Raw genomic sequence first — 26,416 nt, 5'->3', positions numbered from 1 at the left:
CCTCGTCCCCATCGTGGGAACTTTTTTGCGGGTGTCAACAGAAATCGGGCGGGACGGCTACAGGATCTCTATGCCTATGAGGACGAGGTCGTCGGCGATGGGCTCGCCGTCCAGGAAGCGCTCGACCTCGTCTATGATCGCGTCCAGGGTTCCCCTGATCTCGTGCCGGTATGAATTCTTCACCATCTCCGTCATGCGTTCGAAGCCGATCATCTCCCGCTCCCGGTTCATGGCCTCGGGAAACCCGTCCGTGTACAGGTAGATGCGGTCTCCGGGATCCAGGCTGATCGTGCAGTCCTCGTACCGCATGTCCTCGAACGCGCCCACGAGCGTCCCCCGCACCTTGACGAATTCAAGACTTCTCGACGCGTGGCGGTAGATGAGGGGGTGCGGGTGTCCCCCATTCGCGAGCCGGAGGGTGACCGCGCCGTCGTGAAATTCGAATACCCCGTAGGCCGCGGTGATGAAATAGGACTGCATGCTTCCCACGAGCTCGTTATTGAGCTTTTCCATGAACGTCGCGGGGGCCAGGGCGTATTTACGGAAGAGACGGTTGGTGGTTGATTTGACGAGCGAAAGGAAAAGCGCCGCGGGGACCCCGTGGCCGGCCACATCGCCCAGGAATACGCCCACGCCGCCCTCCTCGAATTTTATGAAATTGAAGAAGTCTCCCCCCACCTGCGCCACGGGGCGGTAGCGGAAATCGATCCTGAGCCTGTCCGTCTCCGGAACCCCGTCGGGAAGGAGCGCCTTCTGGATCACCTGCGCCGCGGCGAGGTCCTTTTCGATCTCCTCGCTCTTCGCGCGCAGCACCTCCAGGCTGTCCCTGAGCTCGTCCTCGAGCTTCTTGCGCGAGGTGATGTCGCGCGTGAGCCCCAGGAGCTCGACCGGCCGGCCCTCCGTGTCGCGCAGGAAGGTGATGCGCGCCTCGGTATGGATCCATCGCCCGCTCCCGTGGTGCTCTTCGAGATATATGATGCGGCTGCGGTCGGGGTCCCGTTCGGAATCGTGGGCGAGCTCGTCGGCGAGAATCTCCATGGCGCGCGCGAGCGTCCCTGCGCTGATACGCTCCTCCATGGGCGTAGTCTTGTTTTCCTCCACGGACTGGCCCAGTACGCGGCTTACCGACGGGCTTACGAAGGTCATGCGCATCGAGGCGAGGTCCATCATCCAGATCACGTCGCTCACGTTCTGCGTGATGAGCCGGTAGCGGCGCTCGCTCTCGCGCAGGGCCTCCTGGGCGCTTCGTATCACCTCATAGTCCGTGATGACCCCGCGCATCCCGATAAACCTGCCCTCGAAGCTGATCGGGGTGCAACTCACCATCACGTGCTTGTACTCGCCCGGCTTCGTGCGGATGCGGTACTCGTAGGGCTCAACCGGGATCTCCAGCACCTTCTGGAAATGGGCGAGGGCCCCGGGAAGGTCGTCCGGATGGATGAACTCGCGGTAATCCTCCCCGCGCAGCTCGTCCGCCTCGTAGCCGAGCACCTCCCGGACAACGGGGCTCACATAGGTGAGCACACCCTCGAGCGTCATCGTGTAGATGATGTCCGATATCTCCTCGACCAGGGTGCGAAAGCGCTCCTCGGAATCCCTGAGCTCAAGGAGCGCGCGGTCCTCCTGCGTGGCGTCTTTGACCAGAAGGATTCTTCCCGTTACGTGCTCACGCGGACCGATCCCTGACTGGGAGAGGAGCAGTATGCGCTCCCCCGACACAGTCTCCGCGCGGGTGCGGAACGCCGTATAATCGGCCCCCGGGTCATAGCCGTGGATCATCTCCCTGAGCTCGGACACGCGCAGGGTCCCGGTCTCGCGGCCGAAAATCTCCCGCGCCGCCGGGTTCATCTGCGCCACCTCCCCCCGCCCGTCCAGGATGAGCACCCCGTCATGGACGCCGCGGAAAATGTCCCCGGCGAAATGTTCGGGTCCGGGGGAAAGCAACCGGTAGCGGGCGATCGCGTACAGGATGAACATCGTGAGTATAGCGCTCGCGGGAGAGTCGTAGCGGACCATCTCCTTGAACGGAACGAGCAGGGCGAGGACGAGATGGAAGAGCACGCCCGTCGCCAGGCTGAAGACGAATCCCAGGATGATGATGCGCCGCCGGCAGCGCCGCATCGTGTCGTCCGCTCCGCTCCCCGCGCCGGCGATAACTAGGGGCGCGATGCAGACGGGGATGATGAGCGTGGCGAACAATGACGGGTAATAGAGCGGACCCCCGTCGAACCATACGCCCCAGGGGAAGCGGGTATACCCCTTGATCACAAGGTCGGTGGAAACGCCGGCGAGCGAGAACGCGACGCCGGCGGCGAGTACGGCGTACCAGGCCGCGTCGCGCGGGCGTCCCGCGTAGCGATAGGCGAAATTGACGGCGAAAAAACCCACGAGCTGCCAGATCGCCGAGTGGGCCCTCATCCACGGAAGTATATAGCTTTCGGGCGGAGGCATGTAATAGCCCCATCCCCCGAGCTGCCAGAGCGTGGTCGCGGCGGTGAGGTACAGGAAAGACCTGTTCGCGGGACTTTTCATGTCCAGGGCCGTGAGATGCCCCAGGGCGAACAGGTTGATGCAGAACGCGACGAAGGGAATGATTAAATATTCGTTCATGGCGCCCTGCGACCGTCCCCGCTGTGGCACATGACGGCTCCGGGATAGCCCCGGCGATAACGATTTATTAACGTTCTCATTTTCATCGAAGGGAAGGCGCAGAGACCAATATAACAACACGAAGCGGGCGCTTCCAGATAAAATTCGATCTGCCGGAGGCGGCACGCCCCCTGACGCGGGGTCGCGTCGCGCTTCAGATGAGCCGGTAAATCTTCACGGGCTTCCTGCGGCCCTTGACGCGGACCGCGGGAAGCGGCCTGAAGTCATACTGTTCGCGCACGATGGAGTACACGGCCTCGGTGACCAGGACGGTGGAACGGTGCTTCTTGTTGAGCTGTTCCACGCGCGACGCCAGGTTGACGGCATCGCCGATTATGGTGTACTCCTTGCGCTCCTCGGAGCCTACGTTTCCCGTGACCGCCCGGCCCGCGTGCAGTCCTATGCCTATCCTGGTCGCCGGGATTTCCCCGCGCGCGTTCAGCTCGTCCACGGTGCGCGCGATGGCGCACGCCGCACCCACCGCGTTCTGCACGTCCATGCCGTTCGATACCGGCGCCCCGAACACCGCCATGAATCCGTCCCCCAGGAACTTGTTGATGATGCCGTTGTGTTCGTTCACGCGCGCGATGAGATGGGTGAAGATGGCGTTGAGATACTCGATCACCTCGCCGGGGCTCCTGTTTTCCGAGAAGCGGGTGAATCCGCGGATATCGAAAAACATTATGGTGATAAAGCGCTCTTCCCCCGTGAAGGAGGTTTTCTGGGACAGGAGCTTTTCGGCGACCGCGGGGGACACGTGCTGCCCGAAGAGGCTCAGTATGCGCGTGCGCTCCGCGGCGAGCCGCTGCGAGCGCGCCAGCCGGCGCATTATCTGGTCCGCGACGAAGCCCGCGACGGCCCCGCTCGCGAGGAGCACGGCGGACCGTCCGATACACGGGAAGATGGACGAGAAGAATTCCGCGGGGGCCGAAAAGCTTGCGCTGAAATACCACGCGCTCAGGCCCAGGTATTCGGACGCGGCCACCGCCCCGGTGAAGAAGCTCAGGGAAAACCTGAGCCGGAGGGTCGAGAGGACGATGAAGAAGTAATACGTGAGCACCGCGGGCGAGTTGAGCGCGATTTCGGGCCCCAGGGAATACGCCGTGATGGCGAGTATCGCCGTCACGAAGGAGGTTTCCCCGAAGGCGTTCCCGTACCGCGTGCCCTCGGGCGGGTAAACGCGCTTTCGTATCGCGAGGTGCACCAGGGCCAGGAGCGCCGCCTCGTACGCGATGGCGAAGCAGCCGAACAGCATGAACGCGGTAAAAGGGAATTTCGCGCCGAACAGCGCGTGGAAGGGATTGTAGATCACCGCGGGGAGGAGCGAGAACAGGACGTTGCCCGCGGTGAGTATCGTGAAAATCGCCAGGAGCACCGCCATGCGCAGGCGCTCGCTTTTAAGTATCTCGAAATGAAGGTCGCGTTCCATTCCCGGAATTTCCATCCACCTTCCCCACGGCATAGTCGCGCCCCCGTCACGCAAGTTTGAACGTCAGCGTGAACCGTGTGCCCCCGGTCCGGTCGAACGATATCTGCGCGCCGAGCTGCTGGGCGAGCATGGAGACCATGTTCAGCCCGAGCGTTCCCGCGGTATCGGGATTAACGCTTTCCGGCATCCCCACGCCGTTATCGCCAATCGAGATGCTGATGGTATTTCCCTCGCCGGTACGCATGTCCACGCGGATGACCGGCCGGCCGGCAAAACCCGGAGTGAATGCGAATTTGAGCGTGTTCGTCAGTATCTCGTTGATAATGAGACCCACCGGCACCGCCTGGCCTATCGCCAGCTCCACGGGCTGAAGGGCCAATTCCAGCGTTGCGTTCATACCGGTGCGCGGATAGGACGCGAGCAGCTCCCGGATGATTACCTGCAGGTACGAGGGGAGATCGATGCGCGTGAGGTCGCCCGTGCCGTAAAGCTTCTCGTGCACGAGCGCCATGGCGCGGATGCGGTTCTTCGCCTCGAGGAACTCCTGCGTGAGCGGGTCGCTCGTGATATGGCGCTCCTGCAGGGTGAGCATGCTCAGGATGAGCTGGAAATTGTTTTTAACGCGGTGATGAATTTCCCGGATGAGTATCTCCTTCTCCCGCAGCGACGCGGCGATGATCTCCTCGTCCCGCTTGCGCAGGGTGATATCCTCGAAGGTCGTCACAAATCTCCGCACCGCCGGCGAATACACTGAGATTCGAAAATGCTTGGATAACGGTGAATACAGGGTTTCGAACTGTTCCGATTCGCCCGTGAGCGCCACGCGCGCATACTGGTCGAGATAGGGGGGAGGGTTGCTCGCGTAAACCAGGGTAGCGGGCTTTCCCGCGACGTCCTCAAATTTCAATCCCGTCATTTTCTCGAACATGGGATTTACGTTGTCGATGATGTAGTCGCGGGGCGTCCCCTCGTCATCCGTAACGATCGTGTGGATCGCGCTTCCCTCGAGCATGAAGGTGAACAGCGAGTGATACTCGTGCTCCCGCTCCTCGAGCTTCCTGTTCGCCGCAATGAGGTCCTTGTTCGAGCGCGCGATCTCGTCCATGGCGAATCGGAGCTGTTCGTGCCTGAGCGTGAGTTCCTCGTGGGAGCGTTTCTCCTCGGTAATGTTGGTGAGTATCGAGGTGATGCCGACAAACTTGTCGTTCACGAAAATCGGGCGGCTGGTAGCGCGCACCCATAAGTCGATGCCGTTCTTCGTGAGGATGTTGTATTCATTCGACGTATTTTCACCGGCGCGAAGCTTTTCATACGCGGACATGGCCTGCGGAATCAGGGCGGGTACCATGAATTGGGTGAACGGTTTTCCCACGATTTCGGAAACGGGGTAACCGGATAGCGCCTCCGCGGGCGGGCTTATATAGGTGATGACGGCGGAATCGTCAAGGGAGATGATGATATCGGGAATGCTTTCAATGAGGCCGCGGTAACGCTCCTCGCTGGTGCGCAGCCTCTTCTCGGTGCGATGCCGGTGGAGCGCCGAATCGATATTGGTGAAGAGGTCGCGCTCCTGGACGGGTTTGTTGAGGTAGGCGTAGGGTTCCGTGTCGCGCGCGCCGCTCACGGTGATATCGTCGGCGTTCGCTGTCATGTAGATGATGGGTACGTCGATGAATTTCCTGATGCGCCGCGCGGCCTCAATGCCGTCCATGGGGCCTGCAAGAAGAATGTCCATGAGCACCAGGTCCGGTGAATACTTTCGGACGGCCTCTATGGCGTCCTCGCCCCGTTTCGCGATGGCCGGAATCTCATAGCCCCTGGATTCCAGCGACCGCTTGATATCCGAGGCGATGATGATTTCATCCTCGACGATGATTATGCAGTCCCTGGCCATCTCCTGATTTTCCTTAACGCGGGAAACGATATACAAAAACTCTATCAGGAACGGGAAGATACTACAAGATAAATTTCTTGCGCGGGAGGCATGGTCGGCGCACGAAAAAAAGCGCCGCCGCCTGTTCGGCAATCGCGCGGGCCGGGGCCGAACCCGCGCCGTCCCACGACGAAGTGTTGACAAAATTTCCGTGCGGGAATAGGATTCGTTCCCGGGAAACCTCATCAACAGGGCGCGGGAGAAAAGAAGGGGGGCCGATGCGCACCCGTCCGGTTCCGGGCGCGATGAGATCGTCAATGACGGAATGGGCGCACCCGTACCACGGGAAATATCGGCGCCCCGCGCCATGCCTTCGCAGGAAAAGACGGACAAGAAGCGCCTGAAAGCCGCCGCGAAGACCGGGAAAAAAATGAACAAGTGAGCGTGGATGATCCAAAAGCCCCCTAAATCCCCCGGAGGGGGACTTATTTTCCCCTTCCCGTTTGGTATAGCCCCCCTTTGGGGGGTTGGGGGGCGTTATGAGACACCCCCACCTGTGCTGGAGTGAAACCGGAATGAAGAAAATCCTTGCTGTGCTCGTCTCCGTGATTCTGGGCGTCCCGCTGCTCACGGGAATCGCGTACGGGATATATTTCGCCGCGACCTACCCGCGATACTCTTACGACTACAGGAAACTGCCCGCGCGCTTCGAGGAATTCTATGCCCTGAAACAGGCGCGCAGCAGGGACCTGGGCGCGCGCCCCGGCAACGAGGAGCGCCTGGTGCGCCATGCCCCGGGGAAAACGCCGCTCGCGTTCCTTTATCTTCACGGGTTCAGCGGGTCCAGGATCGACGGGGAGGATTGTGTCGACAGCGTCGCCGCGCGTTACGGCGCGAACGCCTATTATCTCCGCTTTCCCGGCCACGGGACGAACAAGGAAGACCAGGCCTCGCGCTCGTTCGACGAATACCTGGACGAGGCCGCCGACGCGCTCAGGATGATGCGGCTCCTGGGGGATAAAACCATCGTGGTTGGCACGAGCATGGGGGGCCTGGTCGCCACCTACCTCGCCGCCGCGTTCCCCGATCTCGTGGACGGCGCGGTGCTGTGTTCCCCCTTCTATGAATACGTGGACCCGCTTTTCAAGTGGTTCGAAATCCCCGGCGGAAGGTACGTCGTGGAGCGGGAAAAGGGCCCCATAAACTACCCGAAGACGAAGCCCCCCGCGACGGGCTGGAGCACGCATTTTTACGCGGAAAAATATTACTCCTCGTACGTGAGCCTCAGTGACCTTAAGCGCTGCGCCTCGCGCGACGAGCTTTTCAGGAGGATACGTGCCCCGGTACTCCTGTTGTACTATTATAAAGACGAACAGAACCAGGACGTATACGCGAGCGTGCCCGCGATGCTCGCGGCCTTCGAGCTCTTCGGGCTCGACTCCGGGAGAAGCCCGCTCACCCGGAAGCTCCGGGTGGAAAACGGGTCGCACGCGATGCTCTCGGTCTGGCAGATCCCCGACAGGCCCCTTGTCGAGCAAGCGATCGTCGATTTCGCGGGCGAGGTTGCAGCCGCGCGTTCACCCGGCCGCGAGTAAAAAAAAGGCGGTGCGCATGCGCACCGCCTCAAAACGAAACTATCCAGTCAGGAGAGTAATCTCAGGATTTCTCTTCTATTGTCAGGAAAAGGGTCATCGTGCCCTTTTCGCGGCGGATCTCGACGCGCACGGTTTTACCCGCCGCCGTCTTCTCGACCTCGTCCACCAGGTCGAAATAGGTCTTCACCTTCCGGTTATTTATTGAAAGGATTACGTCGCCTACCTTCATGCCCGCCTTGTCCGCGGGACCGTTCTGCACTACCGCACCCACGAGCGCGCCCTCGGCGGTCGGGAGACCCAGCTCCTTCGCGTATTCCTCGGTCAGGGGAACGATCTGGACGCCAATGAACCCGCGCACGATCTTCTTGTGTGTTTTTAGCTGATCGAGTATGCCCATCGCGGTATTGATGGGAATCGCGAAGCCTATCCCCAGGCTCCCCCCGGTCTGGGAGTAGATCATGCGGTTGATCCCGATCACCTCGCCGTCGATATTGATGAGCGGCCCGCCCGAATTGCCGGGATTGATCGACGCATCCGTCTGGATGTGGCCCTGCGAGCCTCCCGTTTGCCCCAGGTTCTGCCGGCCCGTCGCGCTTACCACGCCCATCGTGAACGTCTTGTCGAGCCCGAACGGATTACCGATCGCGATCGCCCAGTCGCCCACCCTCACGGAGTCGGAGTTGCCCAGGAACGCGGGCTTGAGCTTCTCTTTGGGTTCTATTTTCAATAACGCGACATCCGTGCGTTCGTCGCTCCCCACGACGACAGCGTCGTAGGTGGCGCTCCCCAGCTTCACCTTAACCTTGTCCACGCCCGCGACCACGTGGTGGTTGGTGCAGATATACCCGTCCTCGGTGAGTACGAAGCCTGTGCCCAGCCCGGTGCGTTTCTGCGTCCGCGGCGCCTCTTTTTCTGGCATGCCGAAAAATTCCCGGAAGAACGGGTCGCTCAAAAAGGGATGCTGTTGCATATTGACCGTCTGCTCGGTCGAAATGAATACCACGCGCTCGCTGTAGAGCTCGTATATCTTCCTGAATACGTTTTGCACGTCCTGCGCCCTGGCAAGGTCGGTGCTGTTTTTTAAGGGCGATGCGATCGCCGTGAATGCATGACCTGCGTCCTCAGCAACGCCCGGGAAAGGCATGAAGAGCGCGATCGCGGCCAGCGCGGCGGCGAGCAGTACCGCTCCCCCCCTGCGAATTGATGCGGTGTTAATTTCCATTGAAGTCTCCCGAATGTTTTACTTTTTCCCGATCCCCTGCGAACTATTCCGGAGCCGCCCTGGCCCCGCATTGTCGATCGACGGGAAGCGTCCGCCGCACGTCGAGGGGCCGGGTGCCCCTGCAGCAGCGGCGACCCCAGGCGTAAACGTTATTGATATTATTTGGTATCGTGACGCGATTTTTGTTTCAATTTTTTGGCGATGCGGTTATAAACAGGCAGGGGAAAACACAATGATGCCGGTCCTTTTCATCGGGCATGGTTCGCCCATGAACGCGCTGCTCGACAATCCTTATACGCGAAGCCTGGCCGCCCTGGGCGCCTCCCTTCCGCGGCCCGCCGCCGTGCTCGTGGTTTCGGCGCACTGGCTTGCCGAGGAGACCCTGGTGCAGTGTTCGGAGCGTCCCGGGCAGATTTACGACTTCTACGGTTTTCCCGAGGAGCTTTACCGGCTTCGCTACGAGCCGCAGGGTTCCCCGGAATTCGCGCGCGAGGCATCACGTATCGTGAAGGGAAACGGGGTCCGATGCACGGACGGGTGGGGATGCGATCACGCCGCCTGGGCGGTGCTCCGGCACATGTATCCTGAAGCGGACGTCCCCGTGTTCGAGATGAGCCTGAACATGAAGCTCGACGAGCGCGCGCACATGGAGCGTGCGCGCGGGCTCGCGCCGATGCGCGAACGGGGTGTGCTCATCCTGGGAAGCGGAAACGTCGTGCACAACCTCCGCATGTTGGGCTATGATCCGGACATGGAGCCCTTTCCCTGGGCCGCGGACGCCGACGCGGAAATCGCCGCGCTTCTGGATGCGGGCGATATCGAGGGACTGGCGGACTTTACACGCGCGGGAAACCCCGGACGCCTGGCGGCGCCCACCACGGAGCACTTTCTTCCGCTGCTCTACGCGGCGGCGCTGCGGGAGCCGGGCGAAAATCTCACGTATGTTCATACGGGCATCCAGCACGGCAGCATATCGATGCGCTGCTGTATGTTTGCGAGGGATTGAACCATTCACGCAGCCTGGGCGATGCGCGCAGACTCACACCAAGGAGGACTCACTCGTTATGGTCTTGCAGGAAAAAAGGGTGCTTATCGTGGAGGACGACGAGGGGAGCGCGAGCCTTTTGGCGGAAATCGCGGGCCGCGCGGGATTTATACCGGCGATCGCCGTGAACGGCAGGGACGCGCTTGAGCAATTTCTAAAAAATCCATTTGCGCTGGTCGTAACCGACATTTCCATGCCGGAGATGGACGGCGGCGCGCTCATAGACAGCCTGACGGGGGGAGAGTACGAGCCGGTCGTCATCGTGGTGACGGGTCACGCCGAACCATCCATGATAATCGACATCATGCGCAGGGGCGTATTCGATTATCTTGTAAAGCCGGTGGACGTGAACGATTTCTCCATGAAGCTCGCGCGCGGGTACGAGATCTCCCGGCTGCGCAGGGTGCAGCGCTCCGTCGAGAGGGAGCGCACGGCGCGTGTGGAAAAGGAGCTCGACTGGTACAAGTGGAGCGAACGCCTGGCGAACCGGGAGTCCTCGATCGTCGACAAGTCGCTTTTCCACAGCCTGCATACGAGCTTCAACCAGGGGGCGGGGTTTGGCGCCCTCCTCACGCTGCTCAGCATGATCGCCTCGAACGCGAAGGAAGAAAACGGCAGATACCTCCTGGACGCCCAGATGATGAATCTCATCAACGATAACGTCGCCGTCGCGGCGAACATCCTTAAAACCTTCGCGGATATTGACTGGATGCTCTCTCACGACCTTGCGCTCGAATCCGTGGCCTATGACCGGCTTTATGATTTAGTTACCGAAACCACACACAGCATGAGCCGAGAAGCCTCGGTCAGGGAGCAGGGTATGCTGTTGTCCGAGCGCAAGCCCGGGCTGGTCCACAGGAGCGTGAAGATTGACGCCGGGTATTTACAAAAAGCGCTCGCCGAAATTCTAATGAACGCGTGCAAGTTTTCAGAGCGCGCATACCCCATATACGTGCTCGTGGAGGCCGTCGACGCGAACATGCTCGTCTCCGTGGTGAGCAGGCCTTTCGCGGATGAGCAGGGAAGGCTGGGTATACCGCTTGGTTACGAAAACATCGTGTTCGAGCCCTTCTACCGGATGACGAAGGCCGTATTCGAGGGCTATACCTCTCTCGATTACGGACTGGGGCTCTCCGTGGTCGACAAGATAATGGTGAAACACGGCGGTAAGGCCTCGATTTCGAATATACTGGATTACAGCGACCTCACGCAGGAACCGATCACCAAGGTCTTAGCGTCGCTGGTCTTGCCCTTGCAATAGGCGAAAATGCGGTATCAAGCGAACGAGTGTATAAAAATTAAAAATTGACTCTCTTGCCGGCGGGTGATATAAAAAATAATATGCTCCCGGCAAGGGGGCGTCGCAAAGCGCGTTCTTCGGGGGAAACCATAGTGACGACAAAAAGAAAGCCCCGCCAATTACTCTGCGAAGGGAGGATTTTATGACGTGGTTCAATAATCTGAAGGTGTCCTATAAGGTGATGCTGGCAAGCGGAATTTTCCTGCTTATCATCATCGGTATCGCCCTCATGGGAATTAACGAGCAGGCTGAAACCGCGAAGCGTTTCGACAAATTCTTTACCATGGAATTCGAACCGATAGGGCACTTGAACAAGATCATGAACAACATTCTCCAGATTCGGGTCGACATGCAGATGGAGCTCGCCGCCGCGGAAAAGGGCAACATGGCCGAGGTGGAGAAAAGGATAAAAAGCTCCCAGGAATTGACGAAAGAATATGCGGATTTTTGGGAGCTTTATAAGCAGCGCCTTTTTTCGGATGAGGGCAGGAAGCTCGCGTCGGAATGGGAGGCAATTCGAAACGACGCGGCCGAAAACAGGAAAAAATTCCAGGCCGCGGCGGCGGACAAACAGGTGGCGCTGGCCGAGCGATTTCTTCAAGAGTGGCTCGTCGGCTACAGGGCCCTGCGCAATAAAACCGATGAGATGTTAAAATCAAAAACGAGGTTCGCGCAGCAGGACGTCGCGGAGCAGGCGCAGAGCTCGCGGCGCGCCCTGGTACTGAGCCTGCTGTTGATGGGTTTTAGCATCCTGGTCTCAATAATAGTAACCACAATCCTCGCGCGCGCCGTTTCAAACCCGGTCCGCAAGGGCCTTGAATTCGCCAAGAAGATCGCCGAGGGCGACCTCACCGATCGCATTGATCTTTACCAGCGCGACGAGCTGGGCCAGCTCGCCACGGCGCTTAACGTCTCGGCGGAGAGCCTGGAGAAGTTCGTATCGGAGGTGCTGGTCGCCTCGCAGAACCTGTCCCAGGCGGTGGAGCAGATCGCGAGCGGAAACCAGAACCTGTCGCAGCGCACCTCCGAGCAGGCGTCCTCGCTCGAGGAGATCGCCTCAACCATCGAGGAGGCGACGGCGACCATCCGCCAGAACGCGGAGAACTCGGAGCAGGCGAACAAGCTTTCCAGAGAGACGATGAGGATGGCGGAAGAGGGAAATGCCGTGGTAGTCGACGCGGTGGCGTCCATAAACGAGGTGAATAAGTCCAGCAAGAAAATCGAAGAGATAATCTCGGTCATCAACGAGATCGCGTTCCAGACGAACCTTCTCGCGCTCAACGCGGCCGTCGAGGCGGCGCGCGCGGGCGAGCAGGGGCGCGGGTTCGCGGTCGTCGCGGGCGAGGTGCGCAACCTCGCGCAGCGCTCCGGCAACGCGGCCAAGGAGATCGGCGCGCTCATCAAGGAATCCATGGACAAGATCGAGACCGGCACGGACCTCGCGAATCGCAGCGGCGACGCTATCCGGGAGATCGTGAACTCGATGAAAAACGTCGCGCGCCTGGTATCCGAGATCGCGGCCGCGAACCAGGAGCAGAAACAGGGCATAGACCAGATCAACGTCGCCGTCTCGGAGATGGACACCATGACGCAGCAGAACGCGGCGCTCGTTGAGGAGACCGCGAGCGCGAGCGAGGAGATGGCGGGCCAGGCGAAGGAGATGCAGGCGATGGTGGAGCGCTTCAATATTTCGGATACTACGCGCGACAAGACGTTCTCCACCAAGCACAAGGAGGTGCACCTGAAGGCGGCGGAGGCGGGAAGGAAAAAAGTCCCGCTCAAAGGCGCGGGAGGCGGCGACGGGAAGGGCAGGAAGCCGGAGGATGCCGGCGCTGCCCAGGAAAGGAGAAAGCAGGCGGAGGCGAAAGCGCTGCCCGCGGATGTCAGGGTAGTGAAAGATACGCTCAGGGACGAAGGATTCGAGGAGTTTTAAATTCTCTGCGCGGTACGCCGCGCGGTCGTGAACGGGACCGCTCCAAGACCAGGAAGGTGAGGGCACGCGCATATGGAAGATACAGGGATCAGGGACGTCTTCTTAAAGGAATCGCGGGAGATTCTCGACCACCTGGAGTCGGACCTCATCGTGCTCGAGGAGGGGTCCGACCCGGAGGTGGTGCACCGGCTGTTTCGCTATTTCCACACGCTCAAGGGCAGCTCGGGGATCGCGGGTTTCAAGAACGTGTACGAGTTCACCCACAAGGTGGAAAGTGTCCTCGACAAGGTCCGCTCGGGGGGGGTCGCGGTGAGCCCGGAGCTCATCGACCTGCTGCTGGGAAGCCTTGACTGGGTGCGGGAGGCCATCGCGGGGGACGACGCCGCGCCGGAGGAGTCGCGCCGGGCGCTCATTAGTAAAACCGATGCGCTCCTGGGCGTGGGCGAATCGGCCCCCGATGCCGCTCCCGAAAAGGCGGACATCCCGGAGCCCGAGCGCGAGATCGAGGTGGGGTTCCGATACTTCCGCGTGCATGCGGCGTTCCGTGAAGACGTGTTCGAAAGCGGGATCGACCCGCTCCTGATAATGGAGGACCTTGCCGCGCTCGGGAAATTCGTCGAACGGAAAATCGACCGGTCGAGACTGCCCCTGCTGGAGGACATGGACCCGGAAAAATGCTACCTAGCCTGGGACCTGGTGCTGAAAACCAAGCATCCCCAGCAGAAGGTCGACGACGTCTTTCTCTTCGTCAGGGACGACAACGATATCTCCGTCGAGGACATCACCGCGCTGTACACGAGCGGCGCGGGAGGCAGGGGGACCCAGGAAGAACGGATGCTGGGGGAGATCCTCACCGAAAAGGGCATACTTACCGAGAACGAGCTTACCGACGTGCTCATCTCGCAGGAGCTCGAGAACAAAAAGATAGGAACGCTCGTCGTCGAGAAGGGATACGCGACCGACAAGGACCTCCAGTTCGCGCTCACGGAGCAGGAGAAGATCAAGAAGAAGGTGGAGACGAGCACGGTGCGGGTGGATACCGGGAAGCTGGACACCCTGCTGAATCTCCTGGGCGAAATCGTCATCGGCCAGTCGGGGATAAACAGGATCGCCGACGAGCTTGACGAAGAAAAGGGCTTCAGGCTGAAAAACGCGCTCTATGGGCTCGATCGCGTAACGCGCGAGTTCCAGGAGCAGATCATGGCGATCCGCATGATCCCCGTGGGACCCTCGTTCGAGCAGTTCAGGAGATTCGTGCGCGATTCCGCCCACGCCCTGGGCAAGGACATCCGCCTCGAGATCGAGGGCGCGGAGACCGAGCTCGACAAGACGGTGATCGAGAAGATAGGCGATCCGCTCAAGCACATGATACGCAACGCGATCGATCACGGCATCGAAACGCCGGAAGAGCGCGGGCAGGCCGGCAAGGAGCCCATAGGGAGGATCATGCTGCGCGCCTACCACCAGGAGGGGAACGTCTTCATCGAGGTCTCCGACGACGGGGCCGGCGTGAACCGGAAAAGGCTCCGCGAAAAGGCGGAGTCTATGGGAATCATAAAACCCGGCGACGAGGTGAACGATGCGCGGCTGCTTTCCATCCTGTTCATGCCCGGGTTCTCGACCGCCGCGCGGGTGGGGGAGCTCTCCGGGCGGGGCGTGGGCATGGATGTGGTAAAGACCAATATCGAGTCACTACGCGGAAGTGTGGAGATCGAAACGCGCGCCGGGGAGGGGACCATGTTCCGGGTCAAGCTCCCGCTTACCCTGGCGATAATCGAGGGCATGCTGGTGCGGGTGGGCGGGAGCATCTACATAATCCCGCTCCTGTCCATCGTCGAGTCCATGCAGCCGCGCAGGGAGGACATCAGCACGGTGAAGGAAAAGGGCGAGGTGGTGCACGTGCGGGGCGAGTTCGTGACGCTGGTGCGCCTGTATGACCTGTTCGGGATCAAGTCCGAATTCCAGAACCCGTGGGAATCGCTCATGGTGATCGTGGAGGCGGGTATTTCACGCGTGGGCATCATGATAGACGAGCTCCTTGGCCAGCAGCAGATAGTAATCAAGAGCCTGGAGAATTATATCAGCCGCAGCCGCGCGCTTTCCGGGGCCGCCATATTGGGCGACGGGCGCGTCGCGCTCATAATCGACGTGCACGGGCTCGTCGAAGAGCTTTCGAGATAGGGGGCAGGGGACACGCAATGGGAACGTTCAGGCTTGCCGAAGATACGGGCATAAAGAAGATCAGGGAGCTCCACGCATCGTGGAGGGATATCATCGACGGGAACGAGGAGATCATCCTGGATTTTTCCGCGGTACGCAGGCTCGACCTCGCTTCGATCCAGGTGATCCTGGCGGGTGCGCGGGAGGCGCGGGAGCGATCCCTGGCGGTCAGGATGAGGGGCGCCAACGAAGAGGTCAGGGCACAGCTTCAGCTGTGCGGTTTGAGATAGGATACGAGGCAGGGGATCTGCCGATTTACACGCATGAGCCGGAGGAAACATGAAGTACATACTCGTAATCGACGATTCGCCCACAATTCGCATCAGCGTTGAGTATGCGCTCAAGAAGGTGAGCGTTCCCATCAAGCACGCCGAGAATGGCCAGGACGCCCTGCAGAAGATCAGGGAGTTCAAGGCCGCGGGAGACGAGACCGCGCTGTGCATCTGCGACGTCAACATGCCGGTGATGGACGGCATCACGTTCATAAGGGAATTCAGGAAAATCGACAAGTTCACGCCCGTGCTCGTGCTCACCACCGAATCGGAGCAGGACAAGATCAAGGCCGGCAAAGAAGCCGGAGCCTCGGGATGGCTCGTGAAACCGTTCCAGCCATCGGAGCTCCTGGGCGTCGTCGAGAAATTTATACGGTAGGGAGGCGCATATGGGAGAATTCGAACAGCTCGATCCCCAGGAACACAAGGCCGAAAAATCGTACCGTTCGCTCGCGCAGTCCGCGCGGGTAGAAAAGACCGAGGAAGAAAACCAGTTCGTGACCTTCATGATTGGCGGGGAGACGTACGGCGTCGAGGTGCTCAAGGTCCAGGAGATCATAGGCATGACGCAGATCACCCATGTTCCCAATACGATGGTTTTCATGAAAGGGGTGATCAACCTGCGCGGCTCGGTGGTGCCCGTCGTGGACATGCGCATCAAGTTCGCGATGGAGGAACGCGATTACGACGCGTTCACGGTCATCATCATCGTCGAGGTGCGCGAACGCATGATCGGCATGATCGTGGACAGCGTATCGGACGTGGTGGGTATCCCGGTGAAAGGCATTCAGGACACGCCGCACTTCAGCGCGCATATCGAGACCGACTTTATCAGCGGGATCGGCCAGGTGGAGGACAAGCTTGTTATCATCCTGGACGTGGACCGGATTCTCTCCACCCAGGAAATAAGCGAGATGGACCGGGAGAGATCATCGTAGCCGGGGCGCGCGGATGATACGCACGGGAACAAGCAGGTTCGGCAAACCCATGTGCATCCTTTACCCGGGCGACTATTTTGCAACGAAAGAGGAATGCGTCCTGGGCACGGTTACCGGGGCGACGGTAAGCGTGTGCCTGTACGACGACGCACGGCGTATCGGCGGCATGGGTCATTTCATCGTGCCGGGGATGATCGGCACCGAGGGCATCGTCGAGGACCAGATCGCCGCGCACGGGATTCTCAGCATGGAATACCTCATGGGCGAGATCGTGAAGCTGGGGGGGGACAGGAAATATCTGAAGGCCAAGCTTTTCGGCGCCGGAAGCACCTTCGCGCGGCTCCCCCAGAAGGAGTCGATCATCCAGAGCAACATCAGGTTTCTCAAGGAATACTTCACCCTGGAGAAGATACAGGTGAACGGGGAGGACCTGGGCGGCCAGGAGAGAAGGAAGGTGTATTTTTTCCCCACCACGGGCCAGGCCTACAGGCGTTTCCAGCGCCGTAACGAGGACTCCTCCGAATTTCTCAAGCTTGAACAGGAATATATTGATACCACGTTCAGGGATAAGGTCCGCTACGGAAAAGTTTACCTGTTCGAGTGAGGTAAGATGACCAATGGGGCCTTTACCATCCGGGAGCTGGGCGACAGGGACTTCGCGAAATTCCGGGACATCATATACGAGGAGAGCCGCATCAAGCTTTCCGAGATGAAGAAGGCGCTCGTGCAGGCGAGGCTCATGATGCGGCTGCGCGAGCTCCGGCTGAGTGATTACGGGGAGTATTACGACTATCTCCAGGAGAATTACGACGCGGAAATCGTCAACCTGATCAATTGCATCACCACCAATAAAACCGACTTTTTCCGGGAATCCAAGCATTTCGATTTTCTGCGCGAGGTCGTGTTCCCGCAATTCAGGGCCTCGGGGAAAAAGAAGATGCGCATCTGGAGCGCGGGATGCTCTACGGGGGAGGAGCCTTACACCATCGCCATCTGCGTGCTGGATTTCTTCGGGGGCGTCCCCCAGGAGGACATCAAGATCCTGGCGACGGATATCGACACGGCCGTACTCGGCGTCGCGGAAAAGGGCGTGTACAAGGAGTCCATCCTCGAAACGGTAGAGAGGGAAACCGCTCGCCGTTATTTCCTGCGCGGCACGGGAGTCAACGAAGGAAAGTACAGGGTAAGGGACGAGGTGAAGTCGCTCGTCCGCTTCAGGAAGCTTAACCTCCTGGAGGAGCACTATCCCATGAGCGGCCCTTTCGACGCGATCTTTTGCCGCAACGTCATCATATATTTCGACAAGGACACCCAGCGGACGCTTTTCGACAGGTTCCACCGGTACGTCGCCGACGACGGCTATCTCTTCGTGGGACACTCGGAGACGCTGGCCGGGGTGACCGATAAATTCACATTCATAAAAAGCACGATATACAGAAAGACGCAGGTAACCGGAAGGGAGCGGAGCGATGTACGTACGTAACAGTTCAAAATTCGGCAAACAGATGAAGATAATCAATCCGGGTGAGCTCTACGCCTCGGACAAGGACGAGATCATAGGCACCCTGCTGGGATCCTGCGTCGCCGTCTGCCTGTACGATCCCGTGAAGGGCATTTCGGGAATGAATCATTTCATGCTCCCGGGAAGGATCACCCACATGGACATACAAAAGGACCGTACGGCGAAATACGGCATCACCGCGATCAACGAGCTTCTCGGGGAGATGGCCGCGCTCGGGGCGAAGAGGGACAACCTCGTCGCAAAAATATTCGGTGGCGGGGAGGTGCTGAACAACGTTCTCCGGAGCACGACCATTCCCGCGGACAATATCCGCATCGCGAAGGTAATGATGGAGATGGAGGATATCCAGATAGCGGAACAGGATGTGGGCTCGAATTTCACCCGAAAGCTTCTCATGGACGTGAAAACCGGGAAGGTCTACCTGAAAAGGTCCACACGCGGCGACGTATTCGAAGAGGCGCTGCAGGAGGAGACAGAATACGCGAGGAGACTGATCGGAAAGAAATGAAAAAAATAAAAGTGCTTATCGTCGACGATTCCGCGGTGACCAGGAAGCTTCTTACCGATGCGCTATCGAAGTCCAGGGAGATCGAGGTGGTAGGGACCGCGATGGATCCCTTTATCGCGGTGAACAAGATCAAGAGCCTCGCCCCCGACGTCATGACGCTCGACATAGAGATGCCCCGCATGGACGGGATCACCTTTCTCTCGAAGCTTATGATCTCCCATCCCATGCCCGTGATCATGGTGAGCTCATTCACCGACGCGGGGGCGACCGCCACGATGAAGGCGCTCCACTCGGGGGCGGTCGATTTCATTTTAAAGCCGAGGATAGACGATACCGCGAAGTGGGACGCCTTCGCCGACGATCTTATCGAAAAAGTGGTGGGCGCGAGCGCCTCGAAAATCAAGCGCAAGGCAGTCCCGCCCGCGCTCGATACAGACGATCCGCTTGTAAAATACACCGCGGACGTGATACTCCCCAAAAAAGCGGCGCTCGTATCGCGCCTGCGCACCGAAACCATTATCGCCATAGGCGCCTCCACCGGCGGAACCGAGGTGATCGCGGAAATCCTGAGTGCGCTCCCCGAGGACATGCCGGGCATACTCGTGGTCCAGCACATGCCCGAGAAATTCACGAAGGCGTTCGCGGATCGCGTGAACGGCATGTCGAAGCTTTTTATCAAGGAGGCCGAGCACCGTGACAGGCTATACCGGGGCACCGCCCTCGTGGCGCCGGGCAATTTCCACATGCTGTTACAGAACGACGCCAACGGCTACTGGGTGGAGATCAACGACGGTCCCCCGGTGAACCGCCATAGGCCCTCCGTGGACGTGCTCTTCCGTTCGGTCTCGCAGACGGCGGGTGAGCACGCGGTGGGCGTGATCCTGACCGGCATGGGGAATGACGGCGCCGCGGGTCTCTTCGAGATGAAGGAGGCGGGCGCGGTGACGCTCGCCCAGGACGAAGCGTCCTCGATTGTCTTCGGCATGCCCAAGGAGGCCATCAAGCTGGGCGCTGCGGACGAGGTGAGAAATATCCAGGGGATTATTGAGTATTTAAAAGGGGTGGAGTGAGGGGCGCCCGGATGAAGGCGCGCCCGATTGAAGGCGCGCAAGCGCTTGCGCGCCTTCAATCGGGCTTGCGATTATGCAAAGGCGAAAAATTATTCGGGAAATGCATGATGGCGTGTGGGAATATGTAAACGCGTGTATTTTTCCCCGAAGGCGCGAATATATATTCGCGCCTTCACGAGGGACGGTGTGCGGTGAGAATCCGGAATAACTTATTGGTAATTCAAAGCGTGTTTACGTGAAACCCGAAGGCGCGAAAACGTTTTCGCGCCTTCGGGGGCATGTTTATATCCCTAGTGCATCAATACTTGTAATGGTAAGCGAAGACCCGCCTACGCTCGGAGTGCCAGTCGCGGTAATCGGATATACATTGTTTGTTGCAGCTGCGGTAAAATTGATGGTAAACGCAGCAATATGATCATAGGTGTAAGTTGTGGTCACGCCGGTAGAAATATTTTTTCGTTCGACTTTTACAACTGAATTTGAATCTGCCTGAATGTCCTTCGAATCAGGGAAAGTTGTTGGTATCGATCCCGGATAGTAAATCTTAAGATTGAAGATTTCGGTCAGTGTTTCGCGCTGAACTGCAAGGCCAACGTACTGCGTTCCATTAATCGTACCCTGGAAAAGTATTGCATAGCAACCCGGATCAGAAACGCAATTGTATGGTGTACCGCCGAATGTTATTGAATGTGATTTATTTTGAAGGGTAAACTGCGTCAAATCCCCCGGTTGTATGGTGAATCCCTTGTCGCTGCTGCTGTTGTATCCGCCTCCACAAGACAGGATGAGCCCGGCAAGCGTGCAGGCGATCAGTGCTTTCTTCATTGGTAAAACGCTCCCATGCGAATATCGGGGTGAATTCAATGTCAGCGGTGAAACGCTGTCAAATCTATTTTTCGGACCCACCGGGTAAGGAGGCGTATCCGGATGCGGGTTACAAAAAAACGGAACGACTAGGGCGTTCCGTTTTTTTGAGCATCTTTGCCGGGCTCCCGGTCCAGGGAGCACTGGGGCGACATTCACGTGGGCACTCCCAACCTGGGAAGCACCCACTTGTTCATCACGAACCATATCGCGAGGACCGCGAAAAAAAACAGGTAAGACTTCATCGATTCCCCCCGTAGCGCATCAGCAATTGCTTCCGCTGTTTATAAAAAACCCCGAACCGTATGGGCTGGTCTTAAAATCCACTGTCACTGGAGAACCGGTCTCCACGTACCGCTTGATGTCCCTGTCGAGAAGTATGTCTATCCCGTTGTCGTGTACCTTGAAATCGCTGCTGTTTTCGGACTCATCCAGAGCCAGCCCCAAACGGGGCCCTCCTCACCCGGCCCCCGCGAACACGATGCGCAGTGCGGGCTTTTTCAATCCGGATTCACCCATGACCTTTGAAAGCTCGTTCTTTGCCGTTTCAGTAACCTTGATCGCCATAAACCCATCCTTATCACTGCGGCACAATATCAACGCCACAGATTATAAATCTTATATTTATAATATACTAAAATACTTAACATCGTCAATATTTAATTCGATTTCAGGCGGACGATATTCATTTTTTTCAAGGGTAGGGGGGGCCGATACTCTTCCCGGCGCACACTCATGCCGCCGGTGTATCGGCGCCTCGCGAAATCCCCTCATTTCACACAAACTGCCTCAAGAGGCCCCCTAAATCCCCCGGAGGGGGACTTCAGCAATCGGCGGAATATGCATTTTCTGCAATTGGCAGATGTCGTTGCCCCCCGCCGGGGGGTATGGGGGGCGTTTTTAGTCGGCGCGGAGCCGGAGGGGATTAGCCGGAGGGGATTAAAACGCGATCTCGAGCACGTCCTCGAAGTAATTCGCGAATTTCGCGTCCAGTCCCTTCCGTATGTGCTCCGGAAGCTCGTCGAAGTCCTTCTTGTTCTCGACGGGGAAGATGATGGTCTTCACGTTCGCCCTTCGCGCCGCAAGCGTTTTCTCCTTCACCCCGCCTATCGGCAGGACCTTTCCCGTGATGGTGAGCTCGCCGGTCATCGCGATCCGCTTTTTCACGGGCTTGTTTTTCGCGAGCGAATACAGCGCCGTCGCCATCGTCATGCCCGCCGAGGGCCCGTCCTTGGGTGTCGCGCCCGCGGGTACGTGGAGGTGGATGAAGTGGTCTTCAAAGAAGCCCTCGTGTATCCCGAATTCCCTGACCCGGGAGCTGATAAACGAATACGCGATCTCCGTGGACTCCTTCATGACGCTGCCGAGCTGGCCCGTCTGCTTGAATCCCATCGTCTTCGACTTGATCGCCGTGGCCTCGATGTAGAGCGTCGCTCCTCCCATGCTGGTCCAGGCCAGTCCCATCACGACGCCGGGGATGTTCTTTAAATACTGCGTCTCGTCCGTGAATACCGGTTTCCCCAGGTATTCCTCCATCGTGGCCGCGGTCACGACGATCTGCTTCGGGGGTTTCGCCTCGGCGAAGGCGCGCGTCGCCTTCCGCATTATCTTCTTGATCGTGTTCTCCAGGCTCCGGACGCCCGCCTCGCGCGCGTAGCCGTCAATGATCTTCCTGAGCGCCGCCTGGTCGATCTTAACCATGTCCTTTTTAAGCCCGTGCTCCCCCAACTGCTTGGGGATGAGAAAGCGCTTCGCGATCTGGAGCTTTTCCTCGAGGATATAGCCTGAGAGCTTCATCATTTCCATCCTGTCGAGCAGGGGTGGCGGAATGGTGTCAAGCTGGTTGGCCGTGGCGATGAAAAGAATGTTGGAAAGGTCGAACCGCACGTCAAGGTAATGGTCCAGGAACTGGGAGTTCTGCTCGGGGTCCAGCACCTCGAGCAGCGCCGACGCCGGATCTCCCTGGAAGCTGGCCCCGATCTTGTCCACCTCGTCCAGCATGATGACCGGGTTCGCGGTGCCCACGAGCTTAAGGCTCTGCACGAGCTTGCCCGGCATCGCGCCGATATAGGTGCGCCGGTGGCCCTTGATCTCGGCCTCGTCGCGCATGCCGCCCAGGGAAAAGCGATAAAATTTGCGTCCCAGGGCCTCGGCCACCGATTTGCCGATGGACGTTTTTCCCACGCCGGGAGGCCCCACGAAAAGTATTATTGAACCGGATATGTTCCCCTTCATCTTGCCCTTGGCGATGAACTCGAGTATGCGGTCCTTGATGTCGTCAAGCCCGTAATGGTCGTGGTCGAGTATCTTGCGCGCCTTCGCGATATCGTAGTTGTCCGTGGAATACTGTCCCCAGGGCAGCACGGTGAGCCAGTCGAGGTAGTTCCGGCTTACGCCGTACTCGGCCGAGTGGGGCTCCAGCACCTTGAGCTTTTCGATCTCCTCGTCGAAGCGCTTCTGCGCCTCCTCCGAAAATTTGAGCCCCGCCGCCTTTTCCTCGAACTTTTCGACCTCGCTCGTCTTCTCGTCCTTCTCGAGCCCCAGCTCCTTCTTGATCTCCTTGAGCTGCTCGCGCAGGAAGAACTCCTTCTGGTTCTTCGCGATCTTTTCTTCGATCTGCTTGCTGATCTTCTTCTGCAGCCTGCTTATCTCGAGCTCCTTCTTTAGAAGCAGGAGCACCTTCTCCACGCGCCGTTTCACCTCGAAGGTTTCGAGAATCTCCTGGACCTCGTGCGATTCTGCGGAGGTCATCGAGGCGACGAAATCCGCGAGCTTGCCGGGGTCCTCAATGGAAAACCGGCTGAGGAACAGCTTGAGCTCTTCCTGGAAGAGCGAGTTCGACTTGATGAGCTCCTTCACGGATGAGATGATCGCCATCGAATAGGCCTTGGCCTCGGGATCGGCGACCAGGTCGTCCTCGTAATGGTGAATGACCTTCCACCGGAGCACCGGATCTTCATTTACCACCTGGGTGAGGGTGAACCGCTTGAGCGCGTTGATCATGACCTGTACGGTCTTATCGTCCATGGGGGTCACCTTGATGATGCGGATCGTGGTACCCACGGTGTAGAGATCGCTCATGGCCAGGGGTCCCTCGACCGCGTTCTTGAGCAGCACTACGCCCCCCACCTTGGTATCGGACTCCATGATTTCCTTCGCGGTTTCGACCATCTTGTCGCCCGTAAGCACCATGGGTATCATCATTCCGGGAAACAGCGGCCGCTGGGAAATCGGGATGACGGGTATCGCGTCCGGCAGGATTTCCGTCGGGATTATGAGATGGGTGTTCTCGTTCATTTGTCCGTTCTCTTCGCTCATCTTCTCACCATATCGCATAGGTTCCGCGCGGGGCGCGGTTGTCAGGGGAGGACCGGCGGGGGACAAGGGTTCGTACGCCCGTTCCTTTCGCCTGCCTGAATCAAAGATAAATCATGAGCCCGATATTTCAAAGGTTTTTCCGCCGGGCTTTACAAAAATAAGGAAGAGAAGCCGGGGGGCCGATTCGCTCCCCGCCGTATCCCGGATCGGGCCCCCGAAATCTTTGCTTGACTTTCGCCGTGGCGCACCTTATAATTTCGCCACATGCGGCTGGCGCCCGTCGGGGCTTGAGCGCGCGGATCCCTAAACATCGACCAAAGGAGAAACCCCTTGAAAAAGCTATTCCTGGCCCTCGCGGCAGTCATACTCGGGGCGAGCATGGCCCATGCGCAAATGCAGATCGATCTCATGGGGGCATATACAGGCGCGGGTGACGCGAAATCCCAATTAGGGTTCGGGGGAGGACTGGGGATGACGGTCGTCCCCAACGTCAACGTCATGTTTCATATTATCGATGGGCAATACACGAAAAACGCGGACGAGTACAACGAGGTCGCCTACGAACACCTGATGATACAGGGCGCGGTCGAATACGGATACCGCTTCGCCGCACCGCTCGTCTGGGCTTCCTCGGTTGCGCTGGGCTGGTCGAAAACCGGCATTGAATATAACTACAGCGCGCCGCTCGCCGACAAGGAATCGCTCGATGACTCGGGATTTTCATGGGCGGTGTACACCGGCCTGCAGTGGATCGCCACCCAGCATATCACGCCCTTTCTCCAACTGGGTTATCACATGTCGATGTATACGGGCGGCTTGAAAGACGGCAGCATCGCCGGGGTTCAGATACTCGTCGGGGTAAGGTTCACCGTGTTCGGCAGCAATAAGGGCATAATGGACGAATATTAGGGACCGGGCTCATTTCTCAAACGGGTTCTTTATTTCTCTTTCGAGCCCCTTCACAATCCTGGCGCCCAGGTTTTCGACCGGATCAACGAAAAGGGCGTCCGTCTTCATGTTGGACTGCATCCAGACGAGCTCGCGGTCTTTCATGTCCACCGCCCTGAGCCAGCAGCTCTTCCTGTTTTCGCTGAATCCCACGATGAGCACCACGTCGATGCTGTTCCTGAACGCCTTCGCCATGCGGTCGAGCGTTTCGTTCTTGGTCGCGGTATAGTTGAGATCCATGTCGGCGTAGAGCTTCTTGAAGTAGGCGGCGCGCTCCTCGTCTTTCCGGCTCAACCAGGGACCCAGGGGAAAATTCGTCTTTCGCCAGTCGGTGACGATGTCGTACGAGCTGTTTTTCGTGCGCACGTATTTGAACACCGCAAAGGACGCCGGGTTGAACGCGCTCACCAGGTCGTCGGCCTGGGCGCAGCTCAGGGGGTAGCCGCCCTCCATGAGCGCGGCGTAAAGCCTGTTGAGCTCCTCGCCCTCCAGGTTGGTGATGAGCGCGATCCGGGATCCCTTCGCGATGGGCCTGCTCTTGTAGAGGTTTTCGCTATCGAGAAAATTGATGACGATAAGCGATATCCGATCGACGAGCCGGAATATCTCGGTCTCCATGCGTCCGATATTCGTGAAGGTGAATACCTCGTTGCTCTCCCGCGCGTACAGGGAAAGCTCGATGCTTATCTGGTTGTTGGGCAGGGGCTTGAAGCTCCCGAATATGAAGATATGAGCGTCCATCCTGTCCGTGATCTCCGGCAGCTCGAAGAGCTCATATTTCTTCCTGAGCTCCAGGTTGTACTTCTTGAGCCTCTCATCGAGCTCTCCCGGCTTGCGCACCTCGACGTCGAATATGGACTTTATGGCAGTGGCGAATGAATTGGGAAATATGGTTTCGAGGTAGTTGAAGTTCTCGTTGTCGGAGGTGTTGCTCAAGTATCCAAACGCGATGGTCGTTCGGGCCTGCGCGCCCGCGGCGAGCGCCGCCATGCAGGCCAGGATCGCGCAGCAGTATGCGACGCGCTTAAGCATGGCGCTACTGGACGAGCTCCGTTATGAACCGGTCGAGCACGCTCTCGAGGGAATCGCGGTACTGGGTCGAGTAGTTGACGACGCCCACCAGTTCGTAGCTGCCCAGGTCTATCACGCGGGCCCAGCTCACGTGTTCCCAGTCCTTGAGCTCCAATAGCACCAAGTAGCGGGTGGCCCACTTGTCTTTCAACTGGCCCAGCGTTTCGGCCTTGCTGAGCTCGTAGTTGTACACGTGGAGCTTGTACAGGTTGTCGTACGTCTTCTGCATCGAGAAAAGGAGGTTTATGTCGTTTAGGGATGTGGAATAGGCGACCTTCTTGAAATCCTTGATATCGAACACATCCTTCGATGTGTAGATATCCGAGGCGTTGAAGGCTTTCACCTTGATGTCCTTGCTCATGAATTTCGCGTAAATCACGTTCTGGATGTTCGTGGGACAATCCACGATGACGATGACGCTGGACGCGGGGGCTATCTTCTGCTTCACGACGGAGACCGATTTTTTCGACGCGCACGCGAGGCCGGCGGCCATGATGATCGCGGCGCAGATCGCGGCGGGCCCGACAAAACGTGACGTTGTATGCATGGCGTTACCCTGTCCAAAGGTTAGCGCACCGGCAGGAGCTTTCCCCGCGGATACGCATTGTGCCTGAATAAGGTAGCACCGGGCGATGTCGA

At 58.7% G+C, this 26,416-nt stretch carries 22 protein-coding genes; 13 read left to right on the top strand and 9 right to left on the bottom strand.

All coding sequences use genetic code 11. From position 1 onward, the window contains the following. Window positions 1–57: 57 nt before the first annotated feature. The 3 genes from EPN93_20880 to EPN93_20870 all read right to left on the bottom strand — a co-directional run bounded on the left by EPN93_20880 (window position 58) and on the right by EPN93_20870 (window position 6,389). Complete coding sequence (locus tag EPN93_20880) at window positions 58–2,610, bottom strand: PAS domain S-box protein (GenBank protein TAL29796.1); 2,553 nt, start codon at window positions 2,608–2,610, stop codon at window positions 58–60. 193 nt (window positions 2,611–2,803) lie between these two features. Then, window positions 2,804–4,111 carry an adenylate/guanylate cyclase domain-containing protein gene (locus tag EPN93_20875; protein TAL29795.1) on the bottom strand — a complete coding sequence of 436 codons (1,308 nt, stop codon included), beginning with the start codon at window positions 4,109–4,111 and terminating at the stop codon, window positions 2,804–2,806. A gap of 13 nt (window positions 4,112–4,124) precedes the next feature. Then, window positions 4,125–6,389 carry a response regulator gene (locus EPN93_20870; protein ID TAL29794.1) on the bottom strand — a complete coding sequence of 755 codons (2,265 nt, stop codon included), beginning with the start codon at window positions 6,387–6,389 and terminating at the stop codon, window positions 4,125–4,127. A gap of 101 nt (window positions 6,390–6,490) precedes the next feature. Here EPN93_20870 and EPN93_20865 point away from each other — a divergent pair, with 101 nt between their 5' ends. Next, entirely contained in the window at window positions 6,491–7,546 is a 1,056-nt protein-coding gene (locus tag EPN93_20865) for an alpha/beta fold hydrolase (protein TAL29793.1), read from the top strand. A gap of 61 nt (window positions 7,547–7,607) precedes the next feature. Here the strand turns inward: EPN93_20865 and EPN93_20860 are convergent, their stop codons facing one another. Continuing rightward, window positions 7,608–8,768, bottom strand: coding sequence for a trypsin-like serine protease (locus tag EPN93_20860; GenBank protein TAL29792.1), 1,161 nt, complete (start codon window positions 8,766–8,768; stop codon window positions 7,608–7,610). Between the two features lie 232 nt (window positions 8,769–9,000). On the opposite strand from EPN93_20860, the gene ygiD reads away from it, so the two are divergent. The 11 genes from ygiD (at window position 9,001) to EPN93_20805 (ending at window position 19,576) form a co-directional block, all read left to right on the top strand. Then, window positions 9,001–9,774, top strand: coding sequence for a 4,5-DOPA dioxygenase extradiol (gene ygiD / locus EPN93_20855; protein ID TAL29791.1), 774 nt, complete (start codon window positions 9,001–9,003; stop codon window positions 9,772–9,774). Beyond that, entirely contained in the window at window positions 9,710–11,074 is a 1,365-nt protein-coding gene (locus EPN93_20850) for a response regulator (GenBank protein ID TAL29790.1), read from the top strand. Before ygiD ends, EPN93_20850 begins: the two co-directional genes overlap by 65 nt. Window positions 11,075–11,255: 181 nt before the next feature. Further along, entirely contained in the window at window positions 11,256–13,046 is a 1,791-nt protein-coding gene (locus tag EPN93_20845) for a HAMP domain-containing protein (GenBank protein TAL29789.1), read from the top strand. A 72-nt stretch (window positions 13,047–13,118) separates the two neighbouring features. Continuing rightward, a complete protein-coding gene (locus EPN93_20840) occupies window positions 13,119–15,227 on the top strand; it encodes a chemotaxis protein CheA (protein ID TAL29788.1) in 2,109 nt (702 codons plus the stop codon). 17 nt (window positions 15,228–15,244) lie between these two features. Continuing rightward, the gene (locus EPN93_20835; GenBank protein TAL29787.1) at window positions 15,245–15,496 is read left to right on the top strand and encodes an STAS domain-containing protein; all 252 of its coding nucleotides are present in this window, start codon (window positions 15,245–15,247) and stop codon (window positions 15,494–15,496) included. 49 nt (window positions 15,497–15,545) lie between these two features. Next, complete coding sequence (locus tag EPN93_20830) at window positions 15,546–15,917, top strand: response regulator (protein TAL29786.1); 372 nt, start codon at window positions 15,546–15,548, stop codon at window positions 15,915–15,917. A gap of 10 nt (window positions 15,918–15,927) precedes the next feature. Next, window positions 15,928–16,476 (top strand): purine-binding chemotaxis protein CheW, encoded by a 549-nt coding sequence (locus EPN93_20825; protein ID TAL29785.1) that lies wholly within the window; start codon window positions 15,928–15,930, stop codon window positions 16,474–16,476. Between the two features lie 13 nt (window positions 16,477–16,489). Further along, a complete protein-coding gene (locus EPN93_20820; GenBank protein TAL29784.1) occupies window positions 16,490–17,080 on the top strand; it encodes a chemoreceptor glutamine deamidase CheD in 591 nt (196 codons plus the stop codon). A gap of 6 nt (window positions 17,081–17,086) precedes the next feature. Continuing rightward, window positions 17,087–17,959: a chemotaxis protein CheR gene (locus EPN93_20815; protein ID TAL29783.1), complete on the top strand. Its 873-nt coding sequence runs from the start codon at window positions 17,087–17,089 to the stop codon at window positions 17,957–17,959. Then, window positions 17,946–18,506, top strand: a complete 561-nt coding sequence (locus tag EPN93_20810) for a hypothetical protein (protein ID TAL29782.1) — start codon at window positions 17,946–17,948, stop codon at window positions 18,504–18,506. The genes EPN93_20815 and EPN93_20810 overlap by 14 nt, the downstream gene beginning before the upstream one ends. Next, window positions 18,503–19,576 (top strand): chemotaxis response regulator protein-glutamate methylesterase, encoded by a 1,074-nt coding sequence (locus EPN93_20805; protein TAL29781.1) that lies wholly within the window; start codon window positions 18,503–18,505, stop codon window positions 19,574–19,576. The genes EPN93_20810 and EPN93_20805 overlap by 4 nt, the downstream gene beginning before the upstream one ends. Before the next feature lie 282 nt (window positions 19,577–19,858). On the opposite strand, the gene EPN93_20800 is transcribed toward EPN93_20805, so the two are convergent. The 3 genes from EPN93_20800 to lon all read right to left on the bottom strand — a co-directional run bounded on the left by EPN93_20800 (window position 19,859) and on the right by lon (window position 23,758). Beyond that, window positions 19,859–20,401: a hypothetical protein gene (locus EPN93_20800; protein TAL29780.1), complete on the bottom strand. Its 543-nt coding sequence runs from the start codon at window positions 20,399–20,401 to the stop codon at window positions 19,859–19,861. Window positions 20,402–20,704: 303 nt separating this feature from the next. Continuing rightward, a complete protein-coding gene (locus EPN93_20795) occupies window positions 20,705–20,887 on the bottom strand; it encodes a hypothetical protein (GenBank protein TAL29779.1) in 183 nt (60 codons plus the stop codon). Window positions 20,888–21,379: 492 nt separating this feature from the next. Then, window positions 21,380–23,758 (bottom strand): endopeptidase La, encoded by a 2,379-nt coding sequence (gene lon / locus EPN93_20790; GenBank protein TAL29778.1) that lies wholly within the window; start codon window positions 23,756–23,758, stop codon window positions 21,380–21,382. A gap of 330 nt (window positions 23,759–24,088) precedes the next feature. Between lon and EPN93_20785 the strand changes: the two genes are divergently transcribed. Continuing rightward, on the top strand, window positions 24,089–24,667 hold the full coding sequence (locus EPN93_20785) for a hypothetical protein (protein TAL29777.1): 579 nt from the start codon (window positions 24,089–24,091) through the stop codon (window positions 24,665–24,667). A 9-nt stretch (window positions 24,668–24,676) separates the two neighbouring features. On the opposite strand, the gene EPN93_20780 is transcribed toward EPN93_20785, so the two are convergent. Next, window positions 24,677–25,738, bottom strand: a complete 1,062-nt coding sequence (locus tag EPN93_20780) for a hypothetical protein (protein TAL29776.1) — start codon at window positions 25,736–25,738, stop codon at window positions 24,677–24,679. Between the two features lie 4 nt (window positions 25,739–25,742). Next, window positions 25,743–26,324, bottom strand: a complete 582-nt coding sequence (locus EPN93_20775; protein TAL29775.1) for a hypothetical protein — start codon at window positions 26,322–26,324, stop codon at window positions 25,743–25,745. Window positions 26,325–26,416 lie beyond the last annotated feature (92 nt).

The organism is Spirochaetota bacterium (genome assembly GCA_004297825.1).
Lineage (GTDB): Bacteria > Spirochaetota > UBA4802 > UBA4802 > UBA5368 > FW300-bin19.
The sequence above is the reverse complement of the archived record's forward strand: the minus strand, read 5'-3'. Positions and strand labels throughout refer to the sequence as shown.

Excerpts from the sequence above, each read along its gene's own strand:
- EPN93_20880 (TAL29796.1), bottom strand. The coding sequence starts at position 2,610 with ATGAACGAATATTTAATCATTCCCTTCGTCGCGTTCTGCATCAACCTG.
- EPN93_20875 (TAL29795.1), bottom strand. The coding sequence starts at position 4,111 with ATGCCGTGGGGAAGGTGGATGGAAATTCCGGGAATGGAACGCGACCTT.
- EPN93_20865 (TAL29793.1), top strand. The coding sequence starts at position 6,491 with ATGAGACACCCCCACCTGTGCTGGAGTGAAACCGGAATGAAGAAAATC.
- EPN93_20860 (TAL29792.1), bottom strand. The coding sequence starts at position 8,768 with ATGGAAATTAACACCGCATCAATTCGCAGGGGGGGAGCGGTACTGCTC.
- ygiD (TAL29791.1), top strand. The coding sequence starts at position 9,001 with ATGATGCCGGTCCTTTTCATCGGGCATGGTTCGCCCATGAACGCGCTG.
- EPN93_20850 (TAL29790.1), top strand. The coding sequence starts at position 9,710 with ATGTTCATACGGGCATCCAGCACGGCAGCATATCGATGCGCTGCTGTA.
- EPN93_20845 (TAL29789.1), top strand. The coding sequence starts at position 11,256 with ATGACGTGGTTCAATAATCTGAAGGTGTCCTATAAGGTGATGCTGGCA.
- EPN93_20840 (TAL29788.1), top strand. The coding sequence starts at position 13,119 with ATGGAAGATACAGGGATCAGGGACGTCTTCTTAAAGGAATCGCGGGAG.
- EPN93_20835 (TAL29787.1), top strand. The coding sequence starts at position 15,245 with ATGGGAACGTTCAGGCTTGCCGAAGATACGGGCATAAAGAAGATCAGG.
- EPN93_20830 (TAL29786.1), top strand. The coding sequence starts at position 15,546 with ATGAAGTACATACTCGTAATCGACGATTCGCCCACAATTCGCATCAGC.
- EPN93_20825 (TAL29785.1), top strand. The coding sequence starts at position 15,928 with ATGGGAGAATTCGAACAGCTCGATCCCCAGGAACACAAGGCCGAAAAA.
- EPN93_20820 (TAL29784.1), top strand. The coding sequence starts at position 16,490 with ATGATACGCACGGGAACAAGCAGGTTCGGCAAACCCATGTGCATCCTT.
- EPN93_20815 (TAL29783.1), top strand. The coding sequence starts at position 17,087 with ATGACCAATGGGGCCTTTACCATCCGGGAGCTGGGCGACAGGGACTTC.
- EPN93_20810 (TAL29782.1), top strand. The coding sequence starts at position 17,946 with ATGTACGTACGTAACAGTTCAAAATTCGGCAAACAGATGAAGATAATC.
- EPN93_20805 (TAL29781.1), top strand. The coding sequence starts at position 18,503 with ATGAAAAAAATAAAAGTGCTTATCGTCGACGATTCCGCGGTGACCAGG.
- EPN93_20800 (TAL29780.1), bottom strand. The coding sequence starts at position 20,401 with ATGAAGAAAGCACTGATCGCCTGCACGCTTGCCGGGCTCATCCTGTCT.
- lon (TAL29778.1), bottom strand. The coding sequence starts at position 23,758 with ATGAGCGAAGAGAACGGACAAATGAACGAGAACACCCATCTCATAATC.
- EPN93_20780 (TAL29776.1), bottom strand. The coding sequence starts at position 25,738 with ATGCTTAAGCGCGTCGCATACTGCTGCGCGATCCTGGCCTGCATGGCG.
- EPN93_20775 (TAL29775.1), bottom strand. The coding sequence starts at position 26,324 with ATGCATACAACGTCACGTTTTGTCGGGCCCGCCGCGATCTGCGCCGCG.